General features: G+C 65.5%; 24 protein-coding genes and 2 pseudogenes. 5 read left to right on the top strand and 21 right to left on the bottom strand.

Annotated features, from left to right (window positions below; genetic code table 11):
- Nucleotides 1-3: 3 nt before the first annotated feature.
- The 11 genes from AC1DP9_RS17325 to sctV all read right to left on the bottom strand — a co-directional run bounded on the left by AC1DP9_RS17325 (nt 4) and on the right by sctV (nt 10,207).
- Nucleotides 4-516: a flagellar FliJ family protein gene (locus AC1DP9_RS17325; RefSeq protein ID WP_477108024.1), complete on the bottom strand. Its 513-nt coding sequence runs from the start codon at nt 514-516 to the stop codon at nt 4-6.
- Nucleotides 513-1,874, bottom strand: a complete 1,362-nt coding sequence (locus tag AC1DP9_RS17320; protein ID WP_441590785.1) for a FliI/YscN family ATPase — start codon at nt 1,872-1,874, stop codon at nt 513-515. Before AC1DP9_RS17320 ends, AC1DP9_RS17325 begins: the two co-directional genes overlap by 4 nt.
- 11 nt (nt 1,875-1,885) lie before the next feature.
- The gene (locus AC1DP9_RS17315; protein ID WP_092297535.1) at nt 1,886-2,494 is read right to left on the bottom strand and encodes a type III secretion protein; all 609 of its coding nucleotides are present in this window, start codon (nt 2,492-2,494) and stop codon (nt 1,886-1,888) included.
- Nucleotides 2,476-3,267, bottom strand: coding sequence for a type III secretion system protein SctK (locus tag AC1DP9_RS17310; protein WP_477108023.1), 792 nt, complete (start codon nt 3,265-3,267; stop codon nt 2,476-2,478). The genes AC1DP9_RS17315 and AC1DP9_RS17310 overlap by 19 nt, the downstream gene beginning before the upstream one ends.
- The gene (gene sctJ, locus AC1DP9_RS17305; RefSeq protein ID WP_477108022.1) at nt 3,264-4,055 is read right to left on the bottom strand and encodes a type III secretion system inner membrane ring lipoprotein SctJ; all 792 of its coding nucleotides are present in this window, start codon (nt 4,053-4,055) and stop codon (nt 3,264-3,266) included. Before sctJ ends, AC1DP9_RS17310 begins: the two co-directional genes overlap by 4 nt.
- A complete protein-coding gene (locus AC1DP9_RS17300; RefSeq protein ID WP_477108021.1) occupies nt 4,052-4,543 on the bottom strand; it encodes a hypothetical protein in 492 nt (163 codons plus the stop codon). The genes sctJ and AC1DP9_RS17300 overlap by 4 nt, the downstream gene beginning before the upstream one ends.
- Nucleotides 4,544-4,625: 82 nt before the next feature.
- A complete protein-coding gene (locus AC1DP9_RS17295) occupies nt 4,626-4,829 on the bottom strand; it encodes a hypothetical protein (RefSeq protein WP_092297932.1) in 204 nt (67 codons plus the stop codon).
- Nucleotides 4,830-4,905: 76 nt separating this feature from the next.
- Nucleotides 4,906-6,051 (bottom strand): type III secretion system protein SctD, encoded by a 1,146-nt coding sequence (locus tag AC1DP9_RS17290; RefSeq protein WP_477108020.1) that lies wholly within the window; start codon nt 6,049-6,051, stop codon nt 4,906-4,908.
- Entirely contained in the window at nt 6,052-7,767 is a 1,716-nt protein-coding gene (gene sctC / locus AC1DP9_RS17285) for a type III secretion system outer membrane ring subunit SctC (RefSeq protein WP_092297522.1), read from the bottom strand.
- A 45-nt stretch (nt 7,768-7,812) separates the two neighbouring features.
- Nucleotides 7,813-8,079, bottom strand: coding sequence for a flagellar biosynthetic protein FliQ (locus tag AC1DP9_RS17280; RefSeq protein WP_092297519.1), 267 nt, complete (start codon nt 8,077-8,079; stop codon nt 7,813-7,815).
- 7 nt (nt 8,080-8,086) lie between these two features.
- Nucleotides 8,087-10,207, bottom strand: coding sequence for a type III secretion system export apparatus subunit SctV (gene sctV, locus AC1DP9_RS17275; RefSeq protein ID WP_477108019.1), 2,121 nt, complete (start codon nt 10,205-10,207; stop codon nt 8,087-8,089).
- A gap of 281 nt (nt 10,208-10,488) precedes the next feature.
- On the opposite strand from sctV, the gene sctQ reads away from it, so the two are divergent.
- The 5 genes from sctQ to AC1DP9_RS17250 all read left to right on the top strand — a co-directional run bounded on the left by sctQ (nt 10,489) and on the right by AC1DP9_RS17250 (nt 15,914).
- A complete protein-coding gene (sctQ, locus tag AC1DP9_RS17270; RefSeq protein ID WP_477108018.1) occupies nt 10,489-11,574 on the top strand; it encodes a type III secretion system cytoplasmic ring protein SctQ in 1,086 nt (361 codons plus the stop codon).
- The gene (sctR, locus tag AC1DP9_RS17265) at nt 11,571-12,230 is read left to right on the top strand and encodes a type III secretion system export apparatus subunit SctR (RefSeq protein ID WP_092297510.1); all 660 of its coding nucleotides are present in this window, start codon (nt 11,571-11,573) and stop codon (nt 12,228-12,230) included. Before sctQ ends, sctR begins: the two co-directional genes overlap by 4 nt.
- Before the next feature lie 128 nt (nt 12,231-12,358).
- Nucleotides 12,359-13,663 carry an MFS transporter gene (locus AC1DP9_RS17260; protein WP_477108017.1) on the top strand — a complete coding sequence of 435 codons (1,305 nt, stop codon included), beginning with the start codon at nt 12,359-12,361 and terminating at the stop codon, nt 13,661-13,663.
- Nucleotides 13,664-13,688: 25 nt separating this feature from the next.
- Complete coding sequence (locus tag AC1DP9_RS17255; RefSeq protein ID WP_477108016.1) at nt 13,689-14,921, top strand: metal-dependent hydrolase family protein; 1,233 nt, start codon at nt 13,689-13,691, stop codon at nt 14,919-14,921.
- A 90-nt stretch (nt 14,922-15,011) separates the two neighbouring features.
- Nucleotides 15,012-15,914 carry a LysR substrate-binding domain-containing protein gene (locus AC1DP9_RS17250; protein ID WP_477108015.1) on the top strand — a complete coding sequence of 301 codons (903 nt, stop codon included), beginning with the start codon at nt 15,012-15,014 and terminating at the stop codon, nt 15,912-15,914.
- A 15-nt stretch (nt 15,915-15,929) separates the two neighbouring features.
- Here AC1DP9_RS17250 and AC1DP9_RS17245 read toward each other — a convergent pair whose 3' ends face one another.
- From AC1DP9_RS17245 to AC1DP9_RS17200, 10 genes and pseudogenes are all read right to left on the bottom strand, one after another.
- Nucleotides 15,930-17,024, bottom strand: a complete 1,095-nt coding sequence (locus tag AC1DP9_RS17245; RefSeq protein ID WP_477108014.1) for a M14 family metallopeptidase — start codon at nt 17,022-17,024, stop codon at nt 15,930-15,932.
- Between the two features lie 109 nt (nt 17,025-17,133).
- A pseudogene (locus AC1DP9_RS17240) lies at nt 17,134-17,307 on the bottom strand (DUF2846 domain-containing protein); the annotation flags it as partial.
- A gap of 140 nt (nt 17,308-17,447) precedes the next feature.
- Nucleotides 17,448-17,852 carry a hypothetical protein gene (locus AC1DP9_RS17235; RefSeq protein WP_477108013.1) on the bottom strand — a complete coding sequence of 135 codons (405 nt, stop codon included), beginning with the start codon at nt 17,850-17,852 and terminating at the stop codon, nt 17,448-17,450.
- A 144-nt stretch (nt 17,853-17,996) separates the two neighbouring features.
- Entirely contained in the window at nt 17,997-18,530 is a 534-nt protein-coding gene (locus AC1DP9_RS17230; protein ID WP_454757134.1) for a hypothetical protein, read from the bottom strand.
- Nucleotides 18,521-18,835 carry a hypothetical protein gene (locus AC1DP9_RS17225; RefSeq protein WP_143093919.1) on the bottom strand — a complete coding sequence of 105 codons (315 nt, stop codon included), beginning with the start codon at nt 18,833-18,835 and terminating at the stop codon, nt 18,521-18,523. Before AC1DP9_RS17225 ends, AC1DP9_RS17230 begins: the two co-directional genes overlap by 10 nt.
- A 108-nt stretch (nt 18,836-18,943) precedes the next feature.
- The gene (locus tag AC1DP9_RS17220; RefSeq protein WP_477108107.1) at nt 18,944-20,485 is read right to left on the bottom strand and encodes a DUF637 domain-containing protein; all 1,542 of its coding nucleotides are present in this window, start codon (nt 20,483-20,485) and stop codon (nt 18,944-18,946) included.
- 207 nt (nt 20,486-20,692) lie between these two features.
- Nucleotides 20,693-20,857, bottom strand: a pseudogene (locus AC1DP9_RS17215) (DUF2846 domain-containing protein); the annotation flags it as partial.
- A 21-nt stretch (nt 20,858-20,878) separates the two neighbouring features.
- Nucleotides 20,879-21,517, bottom strand: coding sequence for a hypothetical protein (locus AC1DP9_RS17210; RefSeq protein WP_477108012.1), 639 nt, complete (start codon nt 21,515-21,517; stop codon nt 20,879-20,881).
- 285 nt (nt 21,518-21,802) lie between these two features.
- Nucleotides 21,803-22,057, bottom strand: a complete 255-nt coding sequence (locus AC1DP9_RS17205; protein ID WP_441645286.1) for a MafI family immunity protein — start codon at nt 22,055-22,057, stop codon at nt 21,803-21,805.
- A 7-nt stretch (nt 22,058-22,064) separates the two neighbouring features.
- On the bottom strand, nt 22,065-23,642 hold a 1,578-nt coding region (locus AC1DP9_RS17200; protein ID WP_477108011.1), incomplete at its 5' end, for a DUF637 domain-containing protein.

Here is a 23,642-nt window from a genome sequence, read left to right as displayed (position 1 = left end):
GCGCTATGCCGCTCCGTCCACATGATCGGCACGATCGGCACGATGCCAGCCCCGTACGGCGGCCTCGTCCACGGCCTCGTCGTCGCGGCGTTCCAGCCCCGCGCGGGCGTCGGCCCGGGCCCGCGCCACCAGTTCACGCGCCCCGACCAGCCGCCCACGGGCGCGCAGCAGCGCCTGACGGCTCTCCTCGAACACGGTGCGGCGGCGTTGGACCTCGTCCAGCGCCTCGGCCAGCCGCGTGTTGGCGCGCCCGATGCGGGCGTCGAAGGCGGCCTGCCAGCCCTGCGCGTCCAGCAGGCCGGACACCGACACCCCGCCCTGCGTGGCGCCATCGCGCAGGCGGGTGATAAAGGCGGCGCGCTCGGCCAGTGCGCCCTGCACGGCCTGCTGGGCGGTTTCGGCATCCCGCAGGCCTTCCATCACCCAGGCGCGGTGCTGCTGCATCACGCGCGTGGCGTCCTCGTGGCGACGCTGGCGCACCGATTCAAGCTGGGCGAGTCGCGGATCGTGGCTCATGGTTTCGCTTCCTGCCGGATGGCCTGCGCCAGCTTGGCGAGCGCCCCGGCAAAGGTGTCGAGCCGGATCGCCGGCTGGGTCAGGTAGGCGCGGATCGCGCCGATGGCGCCCACCGCCGCGTCGGCCACGGCATCGGCGCCGGGCCGGTACTCGCCAATCTGCAGCAGCAGCTCCATGTCCTGGAACTTGGCCAGCAGCTGGCGCAGGCGCAGGGCGTCCTGCTGATGCGGGCCAGCCGCCACCTGCGGCATCACGCGGCTGACGGACTGCAGGATGTCGATGGGCGGATACTGGCCCGCGCTGGCGAGCTTGCGGGACAGCACGATATGGCCGTCGAGGATCGAACGGACTTCCTCGGCAATCGGGTCGCTGTCGTCCTCGCCTTCGGTCAGCACCGTATACGCGGCGGTAATCGACCCCTGTACGCCGGTGCCGGCGCGCTCCAGCAGTTGCGGCAGCATCGAGAACACCGAGGGCGGATAGCTGCGCCGCGTGGGCGGTTCGCCGCCGGCCAGCCCGATTTCGCGCTGTGCGCGGGCCAGCCGCGTCAGGGAGTCCACCAGCAGCAGCACGCGCTTGCCCTGGTCGCGGAAGTGCTCGGCGATGGCCGTGGCCGTGTAGGCGCAGCGCACGCGCTCCATCGGCGAGCGGTCGGACGTGGACACCACCAGCACCGTGCGCGCCATGCCTTCCGGGCCGAGGCTATATTCGATGAACTCGCGCACTTCCCGGCCCCGCTCGCCCACCAGCGCCACCACGTTCACATCGGCCGCCGAACCCCGCGCCAGCATGCCGAGCAGCGTGCTCTTGCCTACGCCCGGCGGCGCGAAGATGCCCACGCGCTGGCCTTCGCCCAGCGTCAGCAAGCCGTCGATGGCGCGCACGCCAGTGGCCAGCGGCTCGCGGATCAGGCGGCGCGTGAGCGGATCGGGCGGCTCGTTGTCGATGGGCACGCGCGTCACGCCGACCAGCGAGCCCTTGGCATCGATCGGCTCGCCCAGCGCATCGAGCACGCGCCCGAGCAGCGCGGCGCCGGCCGGGCATTGCGGCCCGTGCATCGCCGGCACCACCTCGGTCAGCGCGGAAATGCCGGTGATGCGACCCAGCGGCGTCAGCACGGCAGTCTGCTGCATGAAGCCGACCACCTCCGCCAGCAACGGCGCCTCGCCCGGCGTGACCAACTGGCAGATCTCGCCGACATGCGCCTGGATGCCGGTGGCATGGATCAGCATGCCGACGGCCTTGCTGACGCGGCCACGCATCGCCACCGGCGTGAAATGGTCGAAGGCGCGGCCCAGGTCGGCGGCGGCATGCTGGAGCGCAGCCTGGATGTCGGCGGCGGGCAGTTCGGTCGCCATGGTCGTCTCCGTCAGCTAGCCTGAAGGCGCCGCGCGAACGCCTCCAACTGGGCCTGCAGGCCCACTTCCATCGTCCCGGACGGGGTCAGGATGCGGCAGGCATCGGCTTCCAGGCTCCCTTCCACCACCACGTTGGCGCGGCGCGGCCAGTCGAGCGTCTCGGCCAGTTGGTCGAGCAGGCCGCGCACGGTCTGTTCGCGACCGAGCGGAATCTGGATGGTGATGAACGGCTCGGCGCGCACCAGCGCCTCCACGCGTTGCAGCGCCACTTCGAGGATGATGTCCGGGTCCAGCTCGCCCGCGATCTGCTGCACGGCCTTCATGACGATCTCGGCCATGGTGCGGCGCATGCCGGTGAGCTGCCGCTCGGCCTCGGCCGCCGCGCTGACCTGGGCCGCCGCGTGATCGGCCTGCGCGCGGGCCCAGCCGTCGCGGTAGCCGTGCTGGCGCCGCTGCTCGGCCTCGCGCTGGGCCTCGGTGCTGATGTGCAGCGCCTCGCGCCGGGCGGACTCGATGACCTCCGCCGCATCCATCAGCGCCGCGTACTCTGCCTCCTTGAGCACCTTGCGCTCGGACAGCAGCTGCAGGTTCTCGCTCGTGATCAGAAAAGCCAGTGCCATGCCGGGAACCGTTCGGGAATCAGGTTAAGCAGCAGGAGCTCGCGCAACTGCGCGGCCTGCGCGCGGGTCAGCGCCACGGGCGGCAGGGCCGCCAGCCGGCGCGGGAACTTGCGCATCAGCGCCTGCCGCAACGGGGCGCCGTAGCCGGCCATCAGGCCGCACAGCAGCCGGTAGCCACGCTCGGCCATCACACGGCCCACGCCGGGCGGGCGGGCGCGCAGCGGGGCGAGGTTCATCGGCAGTTCGCTGAGGTCCGGCACGCGTTTGAGCAGGAAGGCCACCGCCTGCGCGTCGATCCGCCGCGCCACACGGCGCATGGCGCGCGGCAGCTGGCCGATCAGCGAGCCGGCGATCGATTCGATATTGGCGAGCGGCGCCGGCACGATGCGGCGCTCGCTGGCGAAGCCGGGCTTGTGCACGGCCAGCCCCACCCAGAGTGCCAGCAGGCGCAGCGCGGGACGGTCCATCAGGACGATGCGCGGGAGGACATCGGCGCGGGCATCGCCATCGCCGGTCAGCACGCGCACGAGGGTGTCCCGGGCCACCGCATCGGCCGCTAGGCCCAGCGGTGCGGCCAGCAGGTCTGCCGCCGCCGCGCCGAAACGCGCAGGCCGGCGCCACGCGAGCGGCCAGTCGGCGGGCAGCCAGCTCGGATGCAACTGCGCCAGCGGCCGTTGCAGCAGCCCCGCCACGGCCCGGGCCAGCGCGGCATCCGGCAGGGCCGGCAATGCCGGCGCCAGCGCCGTGGGCAGCGCGGCGGCGGGCAGGCTCATGACAGGCCCCGCGACGGCGCACGCGGCGGCCAGCGCAGCCCGCCACGCTTCCAGGCCAGTGCCCCGGTGGCAATCAGCGCGGCGGCGAGCACCACCATCAGCACGATCAACGCAAAGCGGCCCACCGGGAACGCCCCGGGCACCGCTGCTGCATGGGCGACGGGCGTGAACGGCCGCGCCTCCACCAGCGACAGGGACACGCTGTCATGCGTCACCCCCTCGATGCTGTGCGCCACCATGTCCTTGACGGTCGGCACCAGCAGCCGCAGGTCCACATCCGGCCGATGCTTGATAAAGACGGCCGCCGACGAGGGGCGGATCTTGTCGGAGAGCGGATCGGTGGCCGGAATCACCACGTGTACGCGCGCCGTGACCACACCATCGATATTGCGCAGCGTCTCGGACAGCTCCTGGGAGAGCGCATAGATATAGCGCATGCGCTCCTCGGTAGGCGTGGCCACCAGCCCCTGCTTCTGGAACACCTGCCCCAGCGAGGCGAAGCGCTCGCCGGGCAGCCCCTCGCTACGCAAGATCTCCAGCGCGGCGGGCAACTGCGACTCCTCCACGCGCACGCTCCAGTTGCCGTCCTGATTGCCGCCGCCCGATTCGCCGGCGCGCGCTTTCTCGGCGTTGAGCCCATCGGCGGTCAGCGCGGCCAGAATCTGGTTGGCCTCGTTCTCGTTGAGAGAGGCGTACAGGTCCACCTTGCAGCCGGCCAGCGCCAGCGCGGCGACCAGCGGCAGGGCCAGCCGTGCGCGGCACATCCAACGGGGAAGGGATGCGGTCATTGCTGGTTCTTCAGCAGGCTGTTGAACAAGTTGGTGCCGGCACTGCCGATGCTCGACGTGACGTGGATCGACGAAAACAGCTCGAGCGACTGGGTCTGGAGCATCATGGCCTGATAGACCACGTCGGAGGTGCTGCCGGTGTGGATGGCGGCGAACATTCCTTCGCGCATTTCCTGCAGCCGTGTGGCCTGCCGCGCGGCTTCCTCGCCGGCCGACACGTAGCTGGAGCGGATGGCATTGCCGAGTGTGGTGGACGACGGGTCGCTGGCGGCCTGCGCCGCATGGGCGCCGCGCGAGCCATCGGCGGCCTGGCCGCCGCGCACCATGTCGGAAAAGGTCTGGGCGTCGGCGGGGTTGGTCTGGCTGGCGTGTGTCGGCGCGGCAGGCGGCGCCTGGTGCGCGGCCAGCGTGGCGGCGTCCGAGGTCGGGCCCGCGTTGCCCCCGGCGCCCGCTACGGCCCCGGTGGCGGCAATCGTGGTGGGATCCATGGTGGTTCTCCCGTGTATGTGGCGGTTGATGTCTTCCTCCCCCGCCCCCGGGAGAGGAAGACAACAGACAGCATTGCGAACGTCAGTTCGTGCGCGAGGTCTGCTTCACATCCTGCATGGCGCCCTGGATCAGGTTCGCCTTCTGCGTGTTGTGTGCCATCTCGCTGCTGACGACCGCGTTCTGGCGCGTCAGCGTGTCCTGCAGATTCAGGATGTTCACGGAGAACTCCTGCGCCTTCTGCTGGATCTCATTCATCTTGGCGTTCAGGTCCACTTCATTTGCCATGGTTTGCTCCTTGGTGGGTTGACGACCTTCCGCCAGGCCCCCAAAGGCCGGCGGCATCTGCATCGCGTGATGCAAATTACTTGCGTTGCGGCGGCGCAGGCACCGGGCTGTCGCGCAGCACCACGCCATCCGCGTCGATTCGTTCGATTTCGGCACCGTTCTTGAGCACCGCCCCTTCGAAATACCGGCTGCCGTTGGCCAGCTGCACCGAGCGCTTGCCCTCGCCGTCCTCGGTGATGCTGACCACGCGGACTGGAAACACGCCCTGCCAGTTCTCCATCTGGCCATCCCGCACCTGCCGGCGGCGGTTGTCCACCGTTTCGCGGTAGTCGATGCGGTCCGTGACCAGCACGCCCGGGTGCAGGTCTTCGGTCAGCCGCTTGACCTTGTCGCGCCCGGCCGACGGATCCGCTGTGCCGCTGAGCAGCACGCGGCCCTGCCCCTGATAGGCGATGCCCACGCCGGGCTCGTCCAGATAGCGCTGGATGTGCTCGATCAGATCGTCGGCGGAACGGAGCTGCTGCTGCACCGCGCGGCCATAGGGCGCCAGCGCCTGCGTCACGCGCTGGCGGTCCACACGTGAATTCACGAAGCCGCGCACGGCGACCGTGCCGTTGGGCTGCGACACCACCTCCAGTTCGGGAAACGCTGCCACGGTCTTGCGTACCGCCGCCGGGTCCACCTGCGCGCCGGGCACCGGAGTGCCGCGCTGCGAGAGCGTGGCTGCGGCCCAGCCGGCGCCGACCAGCAGCACCGTGGCCGCCACACCCATCGCCGCCATCAGGGCGCGCCCATGACGGCGGGCCGCTTCGCCCTCGCCCTGCCCGTCCGCCTGCCGCTCGGCGCGGCGGCCCGACTCGGCCCAGGCGAACAGGGTGTCGGTGGCTTCCGTCGCCGCCGGCTGCGCGCGCAGCAGCTCCACGTCGAGCGAGCCGATAGTCAGGATGTCTCCGCCGGCCAGCGCGAACACGCGCTGCGTGGTGGGACGGCCGTTGATCTCCACGGCGGCATCGCCCACGCGCTCGGCCGAGACCGCCACGTCGCCCACGTTGAGCACCAGATGGCGCGGCTGCACGTCGGCGCCGGGCACGCTGATGTCCACCTCGCCGGCGGCACCCAGCACGTTCTCGCCGCGCCGCAGCGTGACGAGACGGCCGTAGACATCGCCCCCGAGGAACCGGAGCGACCAGCCCGAGTTTCCCTCATGCAGGATGTCGGCCATTTAGCTCATCCCCGGCAGTACGAGGCGCGGCGTGAGCAGGTAGAAGCGCTCCATATTGTTCTGGCGCTTCTCCTGATACTTGAACAGATTGCCGATGATCGGCACGTCCTGCAGCAGCGGCACACCGGACGAGGCGTTGATGCGCTCCTCGGTGGTATACCCGGCGATCAGCAGGCTCTTGCCCTCCTCCACCATCGCCTGCGTGGTAATCGAGCGGCGCCGCACCACCGGGATCCGGTCCACGGTTTCGCCCGACAGGTTGCCGTCGGCAATGTCGATGGTCAGCATCACCGCGCGGCTCTGGCTTTCATCGACCACCAGCGGCGTCACCCGCACCGCCGTGCCGGCGGTCACGTTGAAGAGGCCGGCGTCCTGGAAGCCATCCACCCGCACATAGAACTCCTGCAGGTTTTCCAGCGCGGCTTCGGTGTTGTCCAGCGTCAGCACCTTGGGCCGCGCGACGAAGTTCGCCTGCCCCCGGTCCGCCAGCGCCTTGACCCGCGTGAGCAGGAAGCGCGTGACATCGTTGCCGATGGCGCCTGTGAACTGCAGGCCGGAAGCCGCCGATGCCGCCGTGGTGCCGGCCTCCGAGGTCAGGTTGCCGAAGGTCAGCGGCGCGTTGTTATTGCCCCCGCCGATCTGGAGGTCCACGTGCCGCGTGTGCAGGCGCCAGTCCACGCCGAGGCTGTCCAGGTCCTCCTGGCTGATGTCCATGATCGTCACCTCGATCTCGACCAGACGCGGCTTCACGTCCAGCGATTCGATCAGGCGACGGTACTGGGCCATGTGGTCGGGCGTGTCGCGCACGAGCACGGCGTTGAGCCGGGTGTCGGCCTGGAACTGCGGCAGTTGTCCGCTGCCCCAGGCGTTGCCCTGCACGTCGGCGGCGATCATGCCGTTGCCGCCCATGCTGTCGAGCACCTGGCCCGGATCGGCGGATGGAATGCTCATGCCGCCGCTGTCGCCGGTGCGCAGCTTGGCCATGCGCGTGGCGCCACGGCTGGTGCCCAGGCTCGGGTTCGAATTCGCCAGCGATCCGCGATTGCGGCCATAGAGATTGCGCAGCACGCTGACCACGCCGGGCACGGTCATCTCCTTGCCCGAGCGGTTGATGCGAAAGTCGGACGCCCACGAGTACTTGAGCGGGAAGAGCTGCACCTCCGCGCGGTCATCGGCGATGGAGCGATCGTCCACGGCGCGCACGGCGGCCCGCACCGTCTCCACATAGCGCTTGGGCCCGGAGACCATCAGCGTGCCTTCGGCGTCGTTGATGGTGATCGGATAGCGCGCATCGGGCACCTGCATCCGTACCAGCGACTCGCGCAGCCGCGTGCCGGCGCCGCGCGCAATCGGAATCACCTCGTTGCGCGCCTCGTTGGCCACGTCGATATAGAGCAGCGAGCCGTCGTAGTAGTACGTCAGCCCGAACATCGCGCAGACGCTGCGCAGCACGTGCTGGGCGGATTCGGTGAACTTGCCGCTGATGGTGCCCTCCACCTTCGGGTCGATCACGGCGGTGGTGCCCTGCGAGGCGGCCAGCTCGCGCAGGAAGTCCGGCAGCCGCTTGTCGCTGGCGGTGGCGGCGAACGGCTTGCCGGACCAGCGCAGGTCGGCCGCCTCCGCTGCCCCGGCCGTAGCCAGCAGGCACAGGCCCAGCAGCAGCGCCATGCAGGTGCGCTGGATCTTGTTTCGGTGCTCCCCAGGGTGCGGCGTCATGTCGGCTCGGTCTCTTTCGGTTCTTGTGGAAGGTTGCAGAGCACTTCAGAGAAACGTCAGCATCGTTTGCAGCGCGCGCTGCGCAAAGCGCATCACTTCGCCGCCCAGCCAGCCGCCCAGCAGCACCAGCGACACCAGCACGGCAATCAGCCGCGTGGAGGTGCCGATGCTCTGGTCCTGAATCTGCGTGACGGCCTGCAGCACGGCCACCACCAGCGCCACGACGGTGCCAATCAGCACCACGGGCAGCGTGACCCACAGCACCACCAGCAGCGCCTGGCGGGTGATGTCGAGGATGGTGTCGGCGGTCATGGCGGTCTTACTCGCTCGCCGGGTTCTGGATCCAGCCCACCGGCACCAGCGTCACGTCCTCGTCGACTTCCTGGTACGACAGCACGGCGATACGCGGCGCCACGGGCTCGATCAGCCGTTTGATATAGCGCCGCACATCGGTGCTGACCACCACCACCACGCGCGCGGCGCCGGCTTTCTCCAGCAGCACGCGCAGTTGCTCGCGGATGTCGCGCGTCACGTCGTGGCTCAGCAGCAGAATGTTGCCGCGCGCCGCGCGCTCGATGGCGCCTTGCACGCGCGCTTCAAGCGCCGGTTCGAACAGCACGGCATCGATCGACCGCGCCGGGCCCACGTGGCGGCTGGTGATCAGTCGGCCCAGGTCCACGCGCACCAGTTCGGTCAGCGCGATGGCGTCGGTCTCCTTCGGCGCCCAGGTCACCAGGCTTTCGAAAATCGTGCGCAGGTTGCGGATGGGCACGCCCTCCTGCAACAGGCGGCGCAGCACGTCGGTGATGCGCTGCAGCGGCACGACCCGGGCCAGTTCCATGACCAGGTCCGGTGCATCGGCCTGCACCACGTGGATCATCGCCTGCACGTCCTGAATGCCGAGCAGCGGCGCCGCGTGCTGCTTGATCATGGCGCCGACGTGCACGGCCAGCACCTCCTCGCAGGACAGCGTGCGTACGCCCTCAGGCGGCGGTGCGTCGCCGGCGGGCGCGGGAATCCACACCACCTCCGGAAACGGGCCGAAGGGCACGCCGACTTCTGCCTCGCCCTGGTCGATGCGGGCGCGCGCGCCGGGCTCCAGCAGCCGCTTGCCGGGACGCAGCACGCCGGCCGACGCCACCACGTCCTGCACGCGGATGGTGTAGGCGTCGCGCTCGGCCAGCGGGCGATGCGCGATCCGTAGCCGGGGGAACACCATGCCGAGGTCCGCCTCCACCTCGCCCTTGGTGGTGGTCATGCGCTGTTCGAACTGGCGCAGGTCGATGCGGCCCCGCAGGGCGTCGTCCAGCTCCAGCGCCAGCGCCGGCGCCACAGCGGCGGCATTGGCGTCCGCCTCCGCATCGCCCATCTCGATCCACGTAACCGTGCCGGTGCTGCGCGCGGCGCGGCGCATCAGCAGGTAGCCGCCGCCGGCCACCACGATGGCCATGATCCCGAACGTCCACTTGGGGAAGCCCGGCACCACCAGGAACACGGCGATAGCCAGCCCCGACACCACCAGCGCCTTCGGCTGGCCCAGCAGTTGCCGGCCAATCACGTTGCCCAGGTTCAGCGAGCGGGTGCGGTCTTCATCGGACGAGACCCGCGTGATAACCACGCCGGCCGCGATGGACACCAGCAGCGACGGGATCTGCGACACCATGCCGTCGCCGATGGTCAGGATGGCGTAGCGTTGCAGCGCCTCGCCGATGCTCATGTCCCGCATCAGCGTACCGATGCAGATGCCGGCCAGGATGTTGACCAGCGCGATCACCACGCCGGCGATGGCGTCGCCCTTGACGAACTTCATCGCGCCATCCATCGCGCCATGGAGCTGGCACTCCTGTTCCAGCGCGCGGCGGCGGTCCTGCGCCTGGGCGGCCGAGATGGTGCCGGCGCGCACGTCGGCGTCGATGCTCATCTGCTTGCCCGGCATGGCATCCAGCGCGAACCGCGCGCCCACTTCCGCCACGCGCTCCGAGCCCTTCGCGATGACGATGAACTGCACGATGGCGATGATCAGGAACACCACGCCGCCCACCACCACGTTGTTGCCGACGATCAGCTTGCCGAAGGTGTCGATGATGTGGCCGGCGTTGGCGTGCAGCAGGATCAGCTTGGTCGAGGCGATATTGAGCGACAGCCGGAACAGCGTGGTGAACAGCAGCAGCGACGGGAACGTGGACAGCGACAGCGCGGACGGGATATAGGTCGCCACGATCAGCAGCGTCAGGCTCATGCCGAGGTTGATCGTGAGCAGGAAGTCGAGCAGGAACGTGGGCAGCGGCAGCACGAACAGCGCAATCACGGCGAACAGCAGCAGCGTCAGCGCGAGGTCTGACTGGCGCGACGCGACGGCGGCCATCTGCTGGAGCCCCGGTGAAGCGGGCCCCAGACCACCACGTGGGAATGCCGGAAGTTTTGCCGGGAATTTCGCCATGAATCAGCCCAGGTTGAGCGGAGTTTCGACAGTTGCCGCAGTGTATGGGCCACCTCCGGGCGCGACCAGTACCGAGGATTCGTAGCGCATGGCGCACACGCCGCGCCATGCGACGCCCAACCGCGCCACGGCGGGGGCTAGCGGATGCGGGCAGGTGGGGGCCTACAAGGGCTCGTAGTGGACGCGGCTGCACCCGGCTGCGTATCGTTGGCTCGAATCGAGTTGGCGCGAATCGAGAGACACCCCTTCCATCCATCAACCGGGACCGACCGCACCGCGACATGCCATCGAACGTGGCCACGCTGGACACCGCGCCAGACCTGCCTCATGTGGAGGCCGACACCGCGCGCCTGATGAACTGGCTGACCTGCCGCGCCGCACCCGTGCCGCTGCGGCTGGCCGGCCATGACTGGCGCGCCCGCTTCGTGCCGCCGGACGGCGCCATCGCCGCACGTACGGCGCAGGGCTATGCCTTCACGCTCGGCACGCGCCACGGCCGTATCTGCCTGGACGTGGCGAGCGAACGGACCCTGCTGGGCGTGCCGGGTGCCGCCGAGGCGCTACCTGTGCTGCTGCGCCACGCAATCATGGCCGATGCCTGCGCCGACGTGGCCGCTGCCGTTGGCGCCGTGCAGCCGGACGCGCTGACGTGGCATCCGGCGCCTGCCGCGTGGCCGTCGAATCTCGCCGCGCTCGGTGTGGAACTCACGCGCCCCGGCGCCGCGCCGCTGCGCGCGGTGCTGCAGTTCGAATCGCCGGAACGGCTGGCGGCATTGCCCGCCGCGCCGCCCGCGCGGACCACGCCGTGGCTGGCTGCCCTGCCGGCCCCGCTGGCCGTACGCATCGGCACCACCACGATCACGGTCGGCGAGATGCGAGAGATCGAGCCGGGCGACATCGTCAGCATCGAGCGTTGGCAGTCGCAGGCGGGCGCGCTGGTGGTGCGCTGCGCCACGGGCCAGCGCGGCATGACGTGGACCGCCGTGGCCGAAGGCCGCCGCGTGACGGCGCTGGACGACATCACCTTCCTCCATGGAGCCCATATGGCAGACACGCATCCCGAAGGACACCGCGCCGCCGAGCCCGGCGCGCCGGCCGACATTCCCCATCCCGATGCGGCGCAGGCGACGCTTTCGCACCTGGACGGCCTGGAGGTAGAACTGCGGTTTGAAGTTGGCGATGTGGCGGTGCCGCTGGCCGAACTGCGCGCCGTGAAGCCCGGCTACGTGTTCGAGCTGCCCCAGCCGCTCAAGCAAAGCGAGGTGCGCATCGTGGTGAACGGCAACCGCATCGGCACCGGCACGCTGATCGCCGTGGGCAACCGGCTGGGCGTGCGCGTGGCGACCTTCGCGGCAGGCGACGCATGAACAACGGCCTCTACAATCCGGTACTGATCCTCACCGTCATCCTCGCCTTCGGCGTGGCGCCGTTCGTGGCGTTGATGGTGACCAGCTACACCAAGCTCGTGATCGTGTTCGGGTTGCTGCGCGCCGCACTGGGGCTCCAACAGGTGCCGCCCAACATGGTGCTGAACGGCATCGCCATCATCCTGACCGCCTACATCATGGCGCCGATCGGCTCCGATGCCTTCGACGCCATGAAGCGCCGCGCCGAGTCCAACGCCGCCTTCAACGTGGGGGACGTGGTGGTGGTCTACGACGCCGTGAGCGGGCCGCTCAAGGCGTTCCTGGTGAAGCACACCGAGGAACGCAACCGCACCTTCTTCGTCCAGTCGGCCAAGCGGATCTGGCCCGAGGGCCGCGCCGATGACCTCAAGGCGGACGACATGATGGTGCTGATCCCGAGCTTCACGCTCTCCGAACTGACGCGCGCGTTCCAGATCGGCTTCGTGGTCTATCTTGTGTTCGTCGTAGTGGACCTGATCGTCGCCGCCATCCTGCTGGCGCTGGGCATGTCGATGATCGCCCCGACCACCATCTCGGTGCCGTTCAAGCTGCTGCTGTTCGTGATGCTGGAAGGCTGGACGCAGCTGATACAGGGGCTGGTGCTGTCGTATCGGTAGCGGCTGGCAGCGGCCTGGCACAGCCCATGCATGCGCTGACGTCATGGCCGCATGCGCAGATTTCGTTTCTCGCGTCATCGCGGCGCCCCTAACATCGGCCTGAACTGCCATAAAAGGGAGAGAGAGACATGCAAGCCAGCGCCCCCGCCTACGCGGCCGACCAACCCCGTGTCGGCGCCAGCCAGCKACGCCGCGCCATCATCGCCACGGTGATCGGCAACGGGCTCGAATGGTTCGATTTCACGGTGTACAGCTTCTTCGCCGTGATCATCGCCAAGCTGTTCTTCCCCACCGGCGACGAACTGACTTCGCTGCTGCTGGCCGTGGCCACCTTCGGCGTGGGCTTCTTCATGCGCCCCGTGGGCGGCATCATCCTCGGCATCTACGCCGACCGCGTGGGCCGCAAGGCCGCGCTCTCGCTGACCATCCTGCTGATGGCGCTGGGCACCACGCTGATCGGCATCGCCCCCACCTATGACCAGATCGGCCTGTTCGCGCCGCTGCTGATCGTGGTGGCCCGGCTCATGCAGGGCTTCTCCGCCGGCGGCGAGATGGGCGGCGCCACCGCCTTCCTGACCGAATACGCGCCGGAAAACCAGCGTGCCTATTACTCGAGCTGGATCCAGGCCAGTATCGGCGTGGCCGTGCTGCTCGGCGCCGCCGTAGGCACTTTCGTCACGGCCTCCCTGAGCACCGAGGCGCTCAATAGCTGGGGCTGGCGCCTGCCGTTCCTGCTGGGCATGGTGATCGGCCCCGTGGGCTACTACATCCGCCATCACCTGGAGGAAACGCCCACCTTCCGCGAGACCACCGACAAGACCGACTCGCCGCTGACCGAGGTGCTGCGCGACTACCCGCGCCAGACCGCCGCCAGCTTCTCGATGGTGATCCTGTGGACGGTCTGCACCTACGTGCTGTTGTTCTACATGCCGACGTACGCCGTGAAGGTGCTGAAGGTGCCGCAATCCACCGGCTTCGTGGCCGGCATGGCCGGGGGCATGGCGATCATGGTGTTCGCGCCCATCGTCGGCCTGCTGGCGGACCGCATCGGCCGCCGTGGGCTGCTCTCCGGCGCCGCCGCGCTGATCTTCGTGCTAGCCTGGCCGATGTTCGCCTACATCAACCACGCCCCGGGGCTGGCCTCGCTGCTGGTGTTCCAGGTGGTGTTCGGTGTGCTGATCGCCACCTATACCGGCCCGATCCTGGCCGCCTTCTCGGAGCTGTTCCCGGCCAAGGTGCTGTCCACGGGACTTTCCGTGGCCTACAACATGGCCGTGACGATCTTCGGCGGCTTCGCCTCGTTCTTCATCACGTGGCTGATCGCCACCACGGGCAGCACCATGGCACCGGCCTTCTACGTGATGATTGCCGCCGCCATCAGCTTCGCCGGCACGCGTCTGGTGCGCGAGCCCGCCTATCTTCGCAAGCATTGAACGGAAGTCTTTCCGCTACAGCCTCATGACTCAAATCCTGCTCCAGGGCGGCAACGTCCTCGACCCCGCACGCGGCACGGTGCTGCCGCGCCATGATGTCCTGATCGACGGCGAACGGATCGTCGAAGTCTCGGCCACGCCCATCCACGCGCCGCAGGCCACCGTGATCGACGTGACCGGCAAGACCGTGATGCCGGGCCTGATCGACTGCCACGTGCACGTGCTGGCCTCGCTGGCCAACCTCGGCGTGAACGCCGTGCAGCCCAACGTGCTGGTGGCCTTCCGCGCCATGCCGATCATGCGGGGCATGCTCGAGCGCGGCTTCACCACGGTGCGCGATGCGGGCGGTGCGGACTGGGGCCTTTCGCAGGCCGTGGCGACCGGGCTGATTCCGGGCCCGCGCATCTTCCCGTCCGGCAAGGCGCTCTCGCAGACTGGCGGCCATGGCGACTTCCGGCCGCGCTCGGACACGCTCGAGCCCTGCTCGTGCGCCTTCCGTGCCGGGGCCATCGCCCGCGTGGCGGATGGGGTCGATGCCGTGCGCCTCGCTGTGCGCGAGGAAATCCAGAAAGGCGCCACGCAGATCAAGATCATGGCCTCGGGCGGTGTGGCATCGCCGACCGACCCCATCGGCAACACGCAGTACAGCGAGGACGAGATCCGCGCCATCGTGGCCGAGGCCGAGGCCGCCCAGACCTACGTGATGGCCCATGCCTACACGGGCCGCGCCATCACCCGCGCCGTGCGCTGCGGCGTGCGGACCATCGAGCACGGCAATCTCGTCGATGCTGCCGCGGCCCGCGTGATGCGCGAGCACGGCGCCTTCGTCGTGCCCACCCTGATCACCTACGACGCGCTGGCGCGCGACGGCGCACGCCTCGGTCTGCCTGCCGACTCGGTCGCCAAGATCGAAACCGTGCGCCAGGCCGGACGCGATTCGCTGGCCATCTACGCCGAAGCCGGCGTGCAGATGGGCTTCGGCTCGGACCTGCTCGGGGAAATGCACCAGTACCAGTCCGAGGAATTCCGCATCCGCGCGGAACTGCTCGGCAACCTCGAGGCGATTCGCTCGGCTACCTCCATCGCCGCCGCCATCCTCCAGCGCGACGGGGAACTCGGCACGGTACGCGCCGGCGCGCTGGCCGACCTGATCGCCGTCGATGGCGACCCGCTCACCGATATCGGCGTGCTGGCCGGCCCCGATGCCCACATCGGGCTCGTCATGCAGGCCGGCCGGGTGCATCAGGCACCTCGCTAGTGCAAGACTCGGGGGACGAACGGTAAAACGTGTCGCCGCCCGGCGTGGGACTTATCATGGCGGCTCCTGCCGCCATGTTTTCGTTCCCCCATGCGCATCTCACCCCTGCCGCCCCTGCCCTGCCTGGTCGCCTTCGAATCGACCATGCGCCACGGCAGCTTCACGCGCGCGGCCACAGAACTCCATCTCACCCAAAGCGCCATCAGCCGGCAGGTAGCGCAACTCGAGCGCTTTCTCGGCAAGAAGCTGTTCGTGCGCGAACCACGCGCGCTGCGGCTGACCGTGGCCGGCCAGCAGTACGCCGAGCAGGTGCAGCGCCTGCTGGTGGCCTGCGCCGAGGCCACGGAAGACGTGATGAAGCGCAAGGGGCAGGTGGAGCTGTCGGTGGCCTGCTCGTCCGGCGTGGCGGTGCTGTGGCTGGCGCCCCGGCTCGCCGCGTTCCGCGCGCAGCATCCCGACTACCGCGTGCGACTCATCGTCAACGACAGCCTGGCCTCGCTGGCCGGCACGGACTTCGATATCGCCCTCTACTACCTGCGCGAAGGTGCCCCGAGCGGCCTGGCCGCGCGGCGGCTCTACGACGAGGAGGTCTTCCCCGTGTGCGCGCCCAGCTACCTGCACGGCCGCAAGCTGGCCGTGGCTGACCTGCCGAAGGAGACGCTTCTGGTGCTGGAGGACGCCCAGCGGCAGTGGATGTCATGGCCGACGTGGCTTACCCGCAATGGCCTGCGCGATCCGCGCATCGAACATGAACTGGTGGTCAACGCCTATCCGGTGCTCGTGCAGATGGCCATCGAGGGCCAGGGCATCGTGCTCGGCTGGCGACACATGATCGACAACTGCCTGGATGCTGGCGTGCTGGTGCGGGCCTGCGATGCAAGCGCCTCGCTGGGCGGCGGCTACTACGCGGTCTGGCCGCGCGACCGCGTGGAGCCGGCGGCGGCGCGCTCGTTCCGGAATTGGCTGGTGGAACAGAGTGGTGCGCAGGCGTAGCTTGCCAATACGCCGCTAGGCCACGCCCACGCCCTTCCGCACCGCCTCCAGCACCTGCGCGACCACGCCGTCGCGCCAGTCATCGGCGTCCCCATAAAACGCCCGCCAGACCGCAAGCTTGATCAGCGCGCGCTGGTTCTCGTCAGCCTCGGGGTGGCGATGGAGCCAGTGGTCGCCGCGCAGCGCATCGAGAACCTCCGCCAGCGGCAGCGTGCCGAATTCGAGCGCGATACCCGCATAGTCGATGCTGCCCAGCGTCTGCGGCACCGCCTGCCACGCCAGCCCCGTGAGGTTTGCCGACGTCGACGAGCCGTCATAGATCGACGTCACACCCGCTCCCCAGATCTCGCGGGCCTTGGTGATTTGCGCGGGCTCGTCCGGCCCCATATAGATCGGCTCGCCATAGCCCCACGGGCCGAGGCCGGTGTGGATATCGATCCAGCGCAGCACCTGCCGGTCCGCGCCAAAACGCGCCAGGATGCGCCGCAGCGTGTAGTTGCTCCAGGCCGGCTCCTGCCCACCGAAAAAGAGCCCGCCCGGATCGTGATACTGCCCGGCGCTGACCGCCGCCTGATACCACCCCATCCCACGCTCGGCCGCAATCTTCATCAGCGCGGCCTGATCCGCATCCGACGCCGGCCAGTGTGCCGGCAGCAACAAGGGCGCCACCTCCGCATACGGCGCGTTCGTCGGCAACGGTTGATCGAAATCGATGAAATTCCGATTCAGATCGACGTTGTCCTCATTGACCCGCCGCAGGTGCGAAAACCCGTACGGATTCACCGCATGCACGAACAACAACGCATAGCCGGCCTGGCGGCACTCGGCATGGAGCGCGGTATCGCCCAGCAAGGCCACTTGGGCACCGGATCCGCAAAACCCTTCGGCGCCGTGGGTGCCGGAAGTGATCATTAATACGCGCAGCGCATCAGCGGGGCCAATCCACGCCACGTCGATGGCAAGCACCTCGCCTTCGCTGCCGGTTTCGGTGGGATGGGGAAATTCAGTCAGCGTGGCGCCGGCCTGGCGCGCTGTGGTGAGGAATTTCTGTCTTGCTTCCGCGTAGCGCTGGGCAAAGCAGCGGGCGATGGGGCTGGCGCTGGCAGGCATGGCGGGGCCTGGAGGGAGTGGAGATTTGTTTATTTAACGCCATTTTTTGGGGGTGTGCCAAGGCTTACCGTGGAGGATGCCGAAGCCAGCATCCTCCCAACGACTTCTGTTACTTCGCGGCCGTCTTGACCTGATCGCCCGTATAGCTCAGCGACGAGAGATCCTCTTTTGCCTTTTCCGGCGTTTCCAGTTCCAGCACGACGCGACCAACCATCAGGCCCATCGACGGCGAACTGCGTACGTACTTCGTTTCCCCAGAAACGCGCACAAAGCTGAGGGTCTGCATCATCACTTTGGGTTCCCTGAAACGTTAGGCCGAAAGACCCTTTTCGACCCCTCCGCCCCCTGCGGGAAAGATTCATCACTCTGGCATAAAAAACACCGCAATACTGCCATCAGTACGGCGACAAATATAATCGCTGATCAGAGGGAAAATAGTACCCGTTGAGCCCTTACCAAAGATTCCACAAGGAAAGTATGAAGCCCTTTTAATTCAAAAATTAGTTGGTCCCGCTCAACAGCTTCGATCAGAGGCTCATTTGAGGAGGTCCAACCACGTACGAATTCTATTTTATAAATTGGATTCACAATCAACATATCAATCCTTTTCCATAGATAATTCGCAACCTTCTCTGTAACCGATGAATCGACCTCATCTTCCTCAAATTGATCGAATATTGTCCCTATTTCCACATTGAGATCGCGCCAAAAATCAGAGGAAAATAACCACTCTGACAACAACCCAGAGAGCCGAAATGAATTAGCATTTGGCTCCGATTCACTTCCCGCACCTGCAGCGACCGAAAACGTCGATTCTTGCATTTTCATCGAAATCGTCTCCAGTTATTTACGCGCATCATCATTTTTGAAATGCGTCAATCCATTTCTCACCCCCGAAGGGACACCCGTTTGCGTCGTCTTTCCATTTCCAACCAATGGAACGTTGTTGGGGATTTGGCTCCCACTCTTATCTTAATATTGTCCCGTTGAACTTTGAACGCGGAAATAATTACCGGCGTTATCATAAACCACGGACGCACCGGCAGACGGATTCGTATAGACGGTTTTTCCAGATGTGGTGTATGTGACTTGCGCATTCGATCCCGCAATATTCTGTATTGTTTGGCTTAACGAGCCATCCGACCAGTTTCCACTATTCGCCGCCGCTCTTGCCGCGCCTTGGGCATTGTAGACCGGCACCGGGCTGCGAGCCCCGCCGAGTACCAGTGGACTCGGCGACACCACCGGTGCATCGGCCAGACCGTTACCAGTAGTGGAGCGCGTCTGCCCAAATGCTGCCCGCTCCTTGTCGAGGAACTTGCGAATCTCGTCCGGCGTGCCGGGCTTTCGGCTGCCGCTCGTCGCATTGTTCAGCGCCTCATTTTGCGCAGCCAACCCGGCGGAAGTTACGTCACGCCCCAACAGCGCGCCAGTCTGTCTTTTTTTGGAACTTGCGCATGGCACGAAGAAGGAAACTGAGCTTAAGGCAGTGAGCGTCAACTCCAAATAACAATTGATTTTCCTGGAACGCGAAGTTGCATTGCCTCAGGGCCGAAATAAGCATCGCTCGTTAACGCCACCTTCACGCAAACACCATTATCTAGGACAATGATCGCTTCTTCCGTAGTTTCCTCAACCCTCACAACGATCGAGCCAGTTAACGGCGAGCGCTCTGGATCCTTGAAAGTTACCTCATAACTATTATATATATTTAAAGTTATACCCTCCTCAAACATGACTCCACCGTCCTGTGGAGTCATGTCAATTTCAACAATTTTTTTACCGACGAGAATCGAAAGCGCGCTCGGCATAATACTTTCCTCACTTGGTTATTGGAAAATGCGACTGTGAATTCGGCAAAGTTTTTCCAGTATATGGATCAACTCCTTGCGGCTTTGGCTGAGCCGAGTTTTCATATTTTACATATCCATCCGGATAGCCCGGACTCGCCCCCTCGGTTGAGTCGGATCCATAATCCGTATCGTTGAAACTTTCCCATTTTCACCGCCCGCCCCTCCCGTGAACGCTACGCCGGTTTGATTGCCCCCTGGGTTCAAGACTGGGGTGGGACCGGTTGCGCCGTTGGGAACTGGGTAGACAGTCCCTCCTGACGAAACGATGAAGTTCGGTGCACCGCCCTTCGCACCGCCAAGGACCAACGGGCTCGGCCCAACCATCGGGGGCGCGACTCGGTTGCCCGAATTGGGGACCGTGCCTGCCTGACCAAACGCACGCCGCTGCTGCTCAAGCAGTTTGCGCACTTCGTCAGGAACCGTTGGCTTCTTTGAACCGCTCGTCGCATTGTTCAGCGCCTCATTCTGCGCCGCCATCCCGGCGGAGGTAACATCGGCGCCCAGCAGCGCGCCAGTTGCTCCTCCAATCAGCGTCGCAAGCCCGACCGTCAGTGCCTGGCGAATCTTGTCATCGCTGTAGTTGACGACATTGCTGCCCGCGTAGACCTCGTCCCGAATCAACGGCGCCGCAATAGCGCCCGCCGCGCCGCCGATCGCGCCTCCTGCGCAATCACCACCCGTCAGGCCCTGCGCAGCACACCCCACCAGCGCATGTCCCAATACATTGGTCAGGATCGTCGAGGAGTCCGAGCCCGGCATGCCAATACCCGGCGCGCTTACTCCCACGGCGTTGGCCCCAACTGCTGCCGCATCCCTTACCAGCCCACCCACAAACGCCTGCCCAAAGCTTCCGCCATAGGCCACGGTGTTCACGCCCGCGCTGATCGCCGAGCGGACTACGCTTGCTTCGACGTAATTCCCCAGGTTCGCCTGCACCGCAGCCCAGTCGCCCTTGGCGATGTTGTCGCCAAAGCTTGTCACCCCGGGAGAGCTGAGGTCCAAAGCTCCCATCGCGCCTTGGGTCAGCCCGGCCGTTAGGCCGGATACCGCGCCCGCTTTCAGCGCGGCGCCGAGGTTGAGCGAGCCCGTGGTAATGACCTGCGTCACCATGCTGGACAACGTACCGGCAACCAAGCCGGAGATCGCCGCCGATAGCGCAACGCCCATCACGGAACCGGCAAACGTCGCACCAAAYGCCGCTGTGACAACAACCGCCCCSGCCCCAGCCGTAACAATCGAGATCGCCACCGCMGCSACCATCGCCACRATCTGGCCGATGATGCCGAAGCCCTTCTTTTCCTTGATAAACCGGGTGTGGATGTCGTCCTGGAGCGTGTCCTCGGTGTAGTTCAGCCCGAGGCTCTCCTTCAATTGCKCCACCAGCGCCGCGCTGGCTTCCTCGTCCACGGTGCCGTCGGCACGGGTGATGCGGAAGGCGTCGTTCACCGCGTGGATCGTGCCGGCGTCGATGTCCATGCGCATCGCCGACAGGAACCCGCCCGGCTGCACCACCGCGCCCGTCACCACATTCCAGCCGCCCTGCGCCTTGTACGCATTCGTGCCGATGTCCACCACGTTCGGGCTCAGGCCCAGGCTGCCCGCCTTCACCTGCAACAAGTCACCGGCCGTGATCTGACCGCTGTTACGCAGTTGCCCGTCGATGTCCAGGCTGACGTTCTGCCCGCTGATCGTGCCGCCGTTGGGCGTCGCCAGCGCCTGGACGTAGCCGTCCGGCAGATAGACCGGATGAATCAGTCAGCTGAAGGGCAATGCCTCAACTTGAAGGGGTGCCGGAGCGCCCCTCCCAACTTCTGATTACTTCGCAGCCGTCTTGACCTGATCGCCCGTATAGCTCAGCGACGCGAGATCTTCCTTTGCTTTTTCCGGCGTCTTCAGTTCCAGTACCACGCGACCCACCATCAAGCCCATCGACGGCGAGCTGCGCACGTACTTGGTTTCCCCGGAATCGAGCACAATTGACACATCAACCTTCGTTCTTGGTTACTCAAATTCTGCGCAAAATCTGAGGAAGGCGTTGATCAGATCCGGTTGCGTCTGGTTCGCGATATTCGAAGAGACGAACCGTTCAGCGCAGTAGGCATACGAAACGCCAAGCAAATCTTCGATCTCAACTCCATCTCCCGCGATGAACGAGACATTGTCACCGTCCGTATAGACCATGAAGCGCTCGTTGTCCGGCCAAAGGAAAGTTGAACCCCAATATGGCAAATTGTTGGGCGTTGTCTCAAATAGTTGATTTGGATTATCAACGGCTAAATCGAGCTTCCGGGTAGCTACTGTGACGGCTGAGAAGTCGGGCGCATACTCCCACTCAGCCTTTTCGAGCGCCGCGACGTTCAGAACGTTACTTTGGTTTTGCATACAGAACACGCGAAGTCTTGCCAACAGTTCAATCTGCTCTCCCCTTTCCGTTTGCAACGACCGGAGATCTCCCTCCCACAGCGGTATTACGGCCCATCGGCGCTCGCGCAAAAAAGCTCGTGAGAAGAATGCGAGGAATCGTCCGTCGCCATCACTCTCACTCAATCTTCCACGCGACATACCGTGGATACGGACGCTGTGGGCGATAAACCGCAGCGTAGCCATGTAATCGGCAAATGTATTTCTATGCTGATTCATAGGTCAAAACCTGATCTTCATCTGACTATTGCGTCCACTCGGCCGACTAAACTGGATGCTAGGCGCACTTGTGGATTTGCTCACCGGATAGAGTGTAGCGGTGATCCGTCCGTTCCGAGGCAAACCTTGATATCTTGGCATACACGAATGCAAGCTCATGGAATTCCCAAAGCCGGGACACAGAACTTAATGTCTCTCGGTTATCCAGGCAACCCTTTCAGAGGATGAAAGCTGGATAATGATCCGGCGTGTAGAAGACCTCCCGAGATTCCCCCAACACCTAGGCTATTCACTTGCTCCGTCCAGATTAGCTATGGACATTCCCATAAGGTCAGCAGCCGTCCGCATGCGAGATTTTAAATCAGGTGAAACCTCAATCTGATATTCGATCAACTGCGCATATAAAACCTCTAGCGCAACTCCAGGCTCGCCATGATCGAGTAGCTCCCGAACATTCTTCGGCGTGTCGTCAGGAAAAGCTGATGCCACCTCGTTCAGTACTGTTGCAATAATCGACTCTGCGTTTGAATGCTTACTCATTTCGGCCTCATTGCTTTGGGTATGCTGTAATGATTCCCTCACCGCGAGGTTCCACGATGACACGAACCTGCACCCCGTCCCGCACGCCTTCCACAGCCCACCGGACAGGGGCGCCTTTTGAGGTGTAGTCAGCCCCCGCCTTACCTGTGAGTTGGGTCCATTTCGCTGTCGGATCCGTCGCGAGATCCGATACATTGTGCATGATTTGGCTTTCTGTCCATACGGACGGAAAGGCAGTCTTCCCGGGAGCCCCCGGCCATAAATGTCCACCACCAGTGGCATCTCCCAAAAGAATATGTTGGGTACGTTGCTGGCTGGCCAGATTTACAAGATCCGCTTCGGACGGCACTCGGCCTGCGGCTGTTGGTCTTGGCCCACGGGAACTACCACCTCCATCCGAGTCCACCCCGGTGACACCTTTAATCGCTCCAAAAAGGGCAACATTGCCAAGAATAGATTTGGCAACGAAAGCATCAATAGGATTCGTCGGGTCGCTTGTACCAAGCTGGAATCGCAGCAGTGCGTTGTCGATCTGTGTGGCGGTATAGCCTTTACTCTGCGTATTGTTCGCACGGATCAAGAAATCCCGAGCCGCAACGTTGGTGTCTTGGTGCGCCAGTGCCTCCCCATACGCCTGCTGATACAGACCTCGCTCCTCCTGCCGTGCAGATACACAATCTGCATTGCCACCGCACATGGCTGCGATCTTTGCATCGCTCAGCACTCCGACTTGCGCCTCCAGGAAGGCGGCGTTGGAGCGGCAGGACACCGGATCGACACACGCGCCCAACGCCTTTACATTGGCCTGAAAACGAGGATCCTTAACGTTCTGATATCGACTCGTAGCGTTATTGATCGCTTCATTCTGTGCCGCCAACCCTGCCGAATTGACGTCAGCACCCAGAAGCGCGCCCGCAGCCCCGCCTACAAGCGTTGCCAGACCGACGGTAACCGCCAGCCGAATTTTGTCGTCACTGTAGTTGAGTACTGGGCTATCGGCATAGACAACATCCCGAATCAACGGCGCCGCAATAGCGCCCGCCGCGCCGCCGATCGCGCCTCCTGCACAATCACCACCTGTAAGGCTCTGCGCGGCGCAGCCCACCAGCGCATGTCCCAACACATTGGTCAGGATCGTCGAGGGGTCCGAGCCCGGCATGCCAATACCCGGCGCGCTTACTCCCACGGCGTTGGCCCCAACTGCTGCCGCATCCCTTACCAGCCCACCCACGAACGCCTGCCCAAAGCTTCCGCCATAGGCCACGGTGTTCACGCCCGCGCTGATGGCAGAGCGGACTACCGTTGCTTCGACGTAATTCCCCAGGTTCGCCTGCACCGCAGCCCAGTCGCCCTTGGCGATGTTGTCGCCAAAGCTTGTCACCCCGGGAGAGCTGAGGTCCAAAGCTCCCATCGCGCCTTGGGTCAGGCCGGCCGTTAGGCCGGATACCGCGCCCGCTTTCAGCGCGGCGCCGAGGTTGAGCGAGCCCGTGGTAATGACCTGCGTCACCATGCTGGACAACGTACCGGCAACCAAGCCGGAGATCGCCGCCGATAGCGCAACGGAGATCGCCGCCGATAGCGCAAC

Source organism: Cupriavidus sp. 01L43 (assembly GCF_056399925.1).
Note: the sequence above shows the minus strand (reverse complement) of the source record. Positions and strands in the feature narration are given on the sequence as shown.

Excerpts from the sequence above, each read along its gene's own strand:
- AC1DP9_RS17325 (WP_477108024.1), bottom strand. The coding sequence starts at position 516 with ATGAGCCACGATCCGCGACTCGCCCAGCTTGAATCGGTGCGCCAGCGT.
- AC1DP9_RS17320 (WP_441590785.1), bottom strand. The coding sequence starts at position 1,874 with ATGGCGACCGAACTGCCCGCCGCCGACATCCAGGCTGCGCTCCAGCAT.
- AC1DP9_RS17315 (WP_092297535.1), bottom strand. The coding sequence starts at position 2,494 with ATGGCACTGGCTTTTCTGATCACGAGCGAGAACCTGCAGCTGCTGTCC.
- AC1DP9_RS17310 (WP_477108023.1), bottom strand. The coding sequence starts at position 3,267 with ATGAGCCTGCCCGCCGCCGCGCTGCCCACGGCGCTGGCGCCGGCATTG.
- sctJ (WP_477108022.1), bottom strand. The coding sequence starts at position 4,055 with ATGACCGCATCCCTTCCCCGTTGGATGTGCCGCGCACGGCTGGCCCTG.
- AC1DP9_RS17300 (WP_477108021.1), bottom strand. The coding sequence starts at position 4,543 with ATGGATCCCACCACGATTGCCGCCACCGGGGCCGTAGCGGGCGCCGGG.
- AC1DP9_RS17295 (WP_092297932.1), bottom strand. The coding sequence starts at position 4,829 with ATGGCAAATGAAGTGGACCTGAACGCCAAGATGAATGAGATCCAGCAG.
- AC1DP9_RS17290 (WP_477108020.1), bottom strand. The coding sequence starts at position 6,051 with ATGGCCGACATCCTGCATGAGGGAAACTCGGGCTGGTCGCTCCGGTTC.
- sctC (WP_092297522.1), bottom strand. The coding sequence starts at position 7,767 with ATGACGCCGCACCCTGGGGAGCACCGAAACAAGATCCAGCGCACCTGC.
- AC1DP9_RS17280 (WP_092297519.1), bottom strand. The coding sequence starts at position 8,079 with ATGACCGCCGACACCATCCTCGACATCACCCGCCAGGCGCTGCTGGTG.
- sctV (WP_477108019.1), bottom strand. The coding sequence starts at position 10,207 with ATGGCGAAATTCCCGGCAAAACTTCCGGCATTCCCACGTGGTGGTCTG.
- sctQ (WP_477108018.1), top strand. The coding sequence starts at position 10,489 with ATGCCATCGAACGTGGCCACGCTGGACACCGCGCCAGACCTGCCTCAT.
- sctR (WP_092297510.1), top strand. The coding sequence starts at position 11,571 with ATGAACAACGGCCTCTACAATCCGGTACTGATCCTCACCGTCATCCTC.
- AC1DP9_RS17255 (WP_477108016.1), top strand. The coding sequence starts at position 13,689 with ATGACTCAAATCCTGCTCCAGGGCGGCAACGTCCTCGACCCCGCACGC.
- AC1DP9_RS17250 (WP_477108015.1), top strand. The coding sequence starts at position 15,012 with ATGCGCATCTCACCCCTGCCGCCCCTGCCCTGCCTGGTCGCCTTCGAA.
- AC1DP9_RS17245 (WP_477108014.1), bottom strand. The coding sequence starts at position 17,024 with ATGCCTGCCAGCGCCAGCCCCATCGCCCGCTGCTTTGCCCAGCGCTAC.
- AC1DP9_RS17235 (WP_477108013.1), bottom strand. The coding sequence starts at position 17,852 with ATGAAAATGCAAGAATCGACGTTTTCGGTCGCTGCAGGTGCGGGAAGT.
- AC1DP9_RS17225 (WP_143093919.1), bottom strand. The coding sequence starts at position 18,835 with ATGCCGAGCGCGCTTTCGATTCTCGTCGGTAAAAAAATTGTTGAAATT.
- AC1DP9_RS17210 (WP_477108012.1), bottom strand. The coding sequence starts at position 21,517 with ATGAATCAGCATAGAAATACATTTGCCGATTACATGGCTACGCTGCGG.
- AC1DP9_RS17205 (WP_441645286.1), bottom strand. The coding sequence starts at position 22,057 with ATGAGTAAGCATTCAAACGCAGAGTCGATTATTGCAACAGTACTGAAC.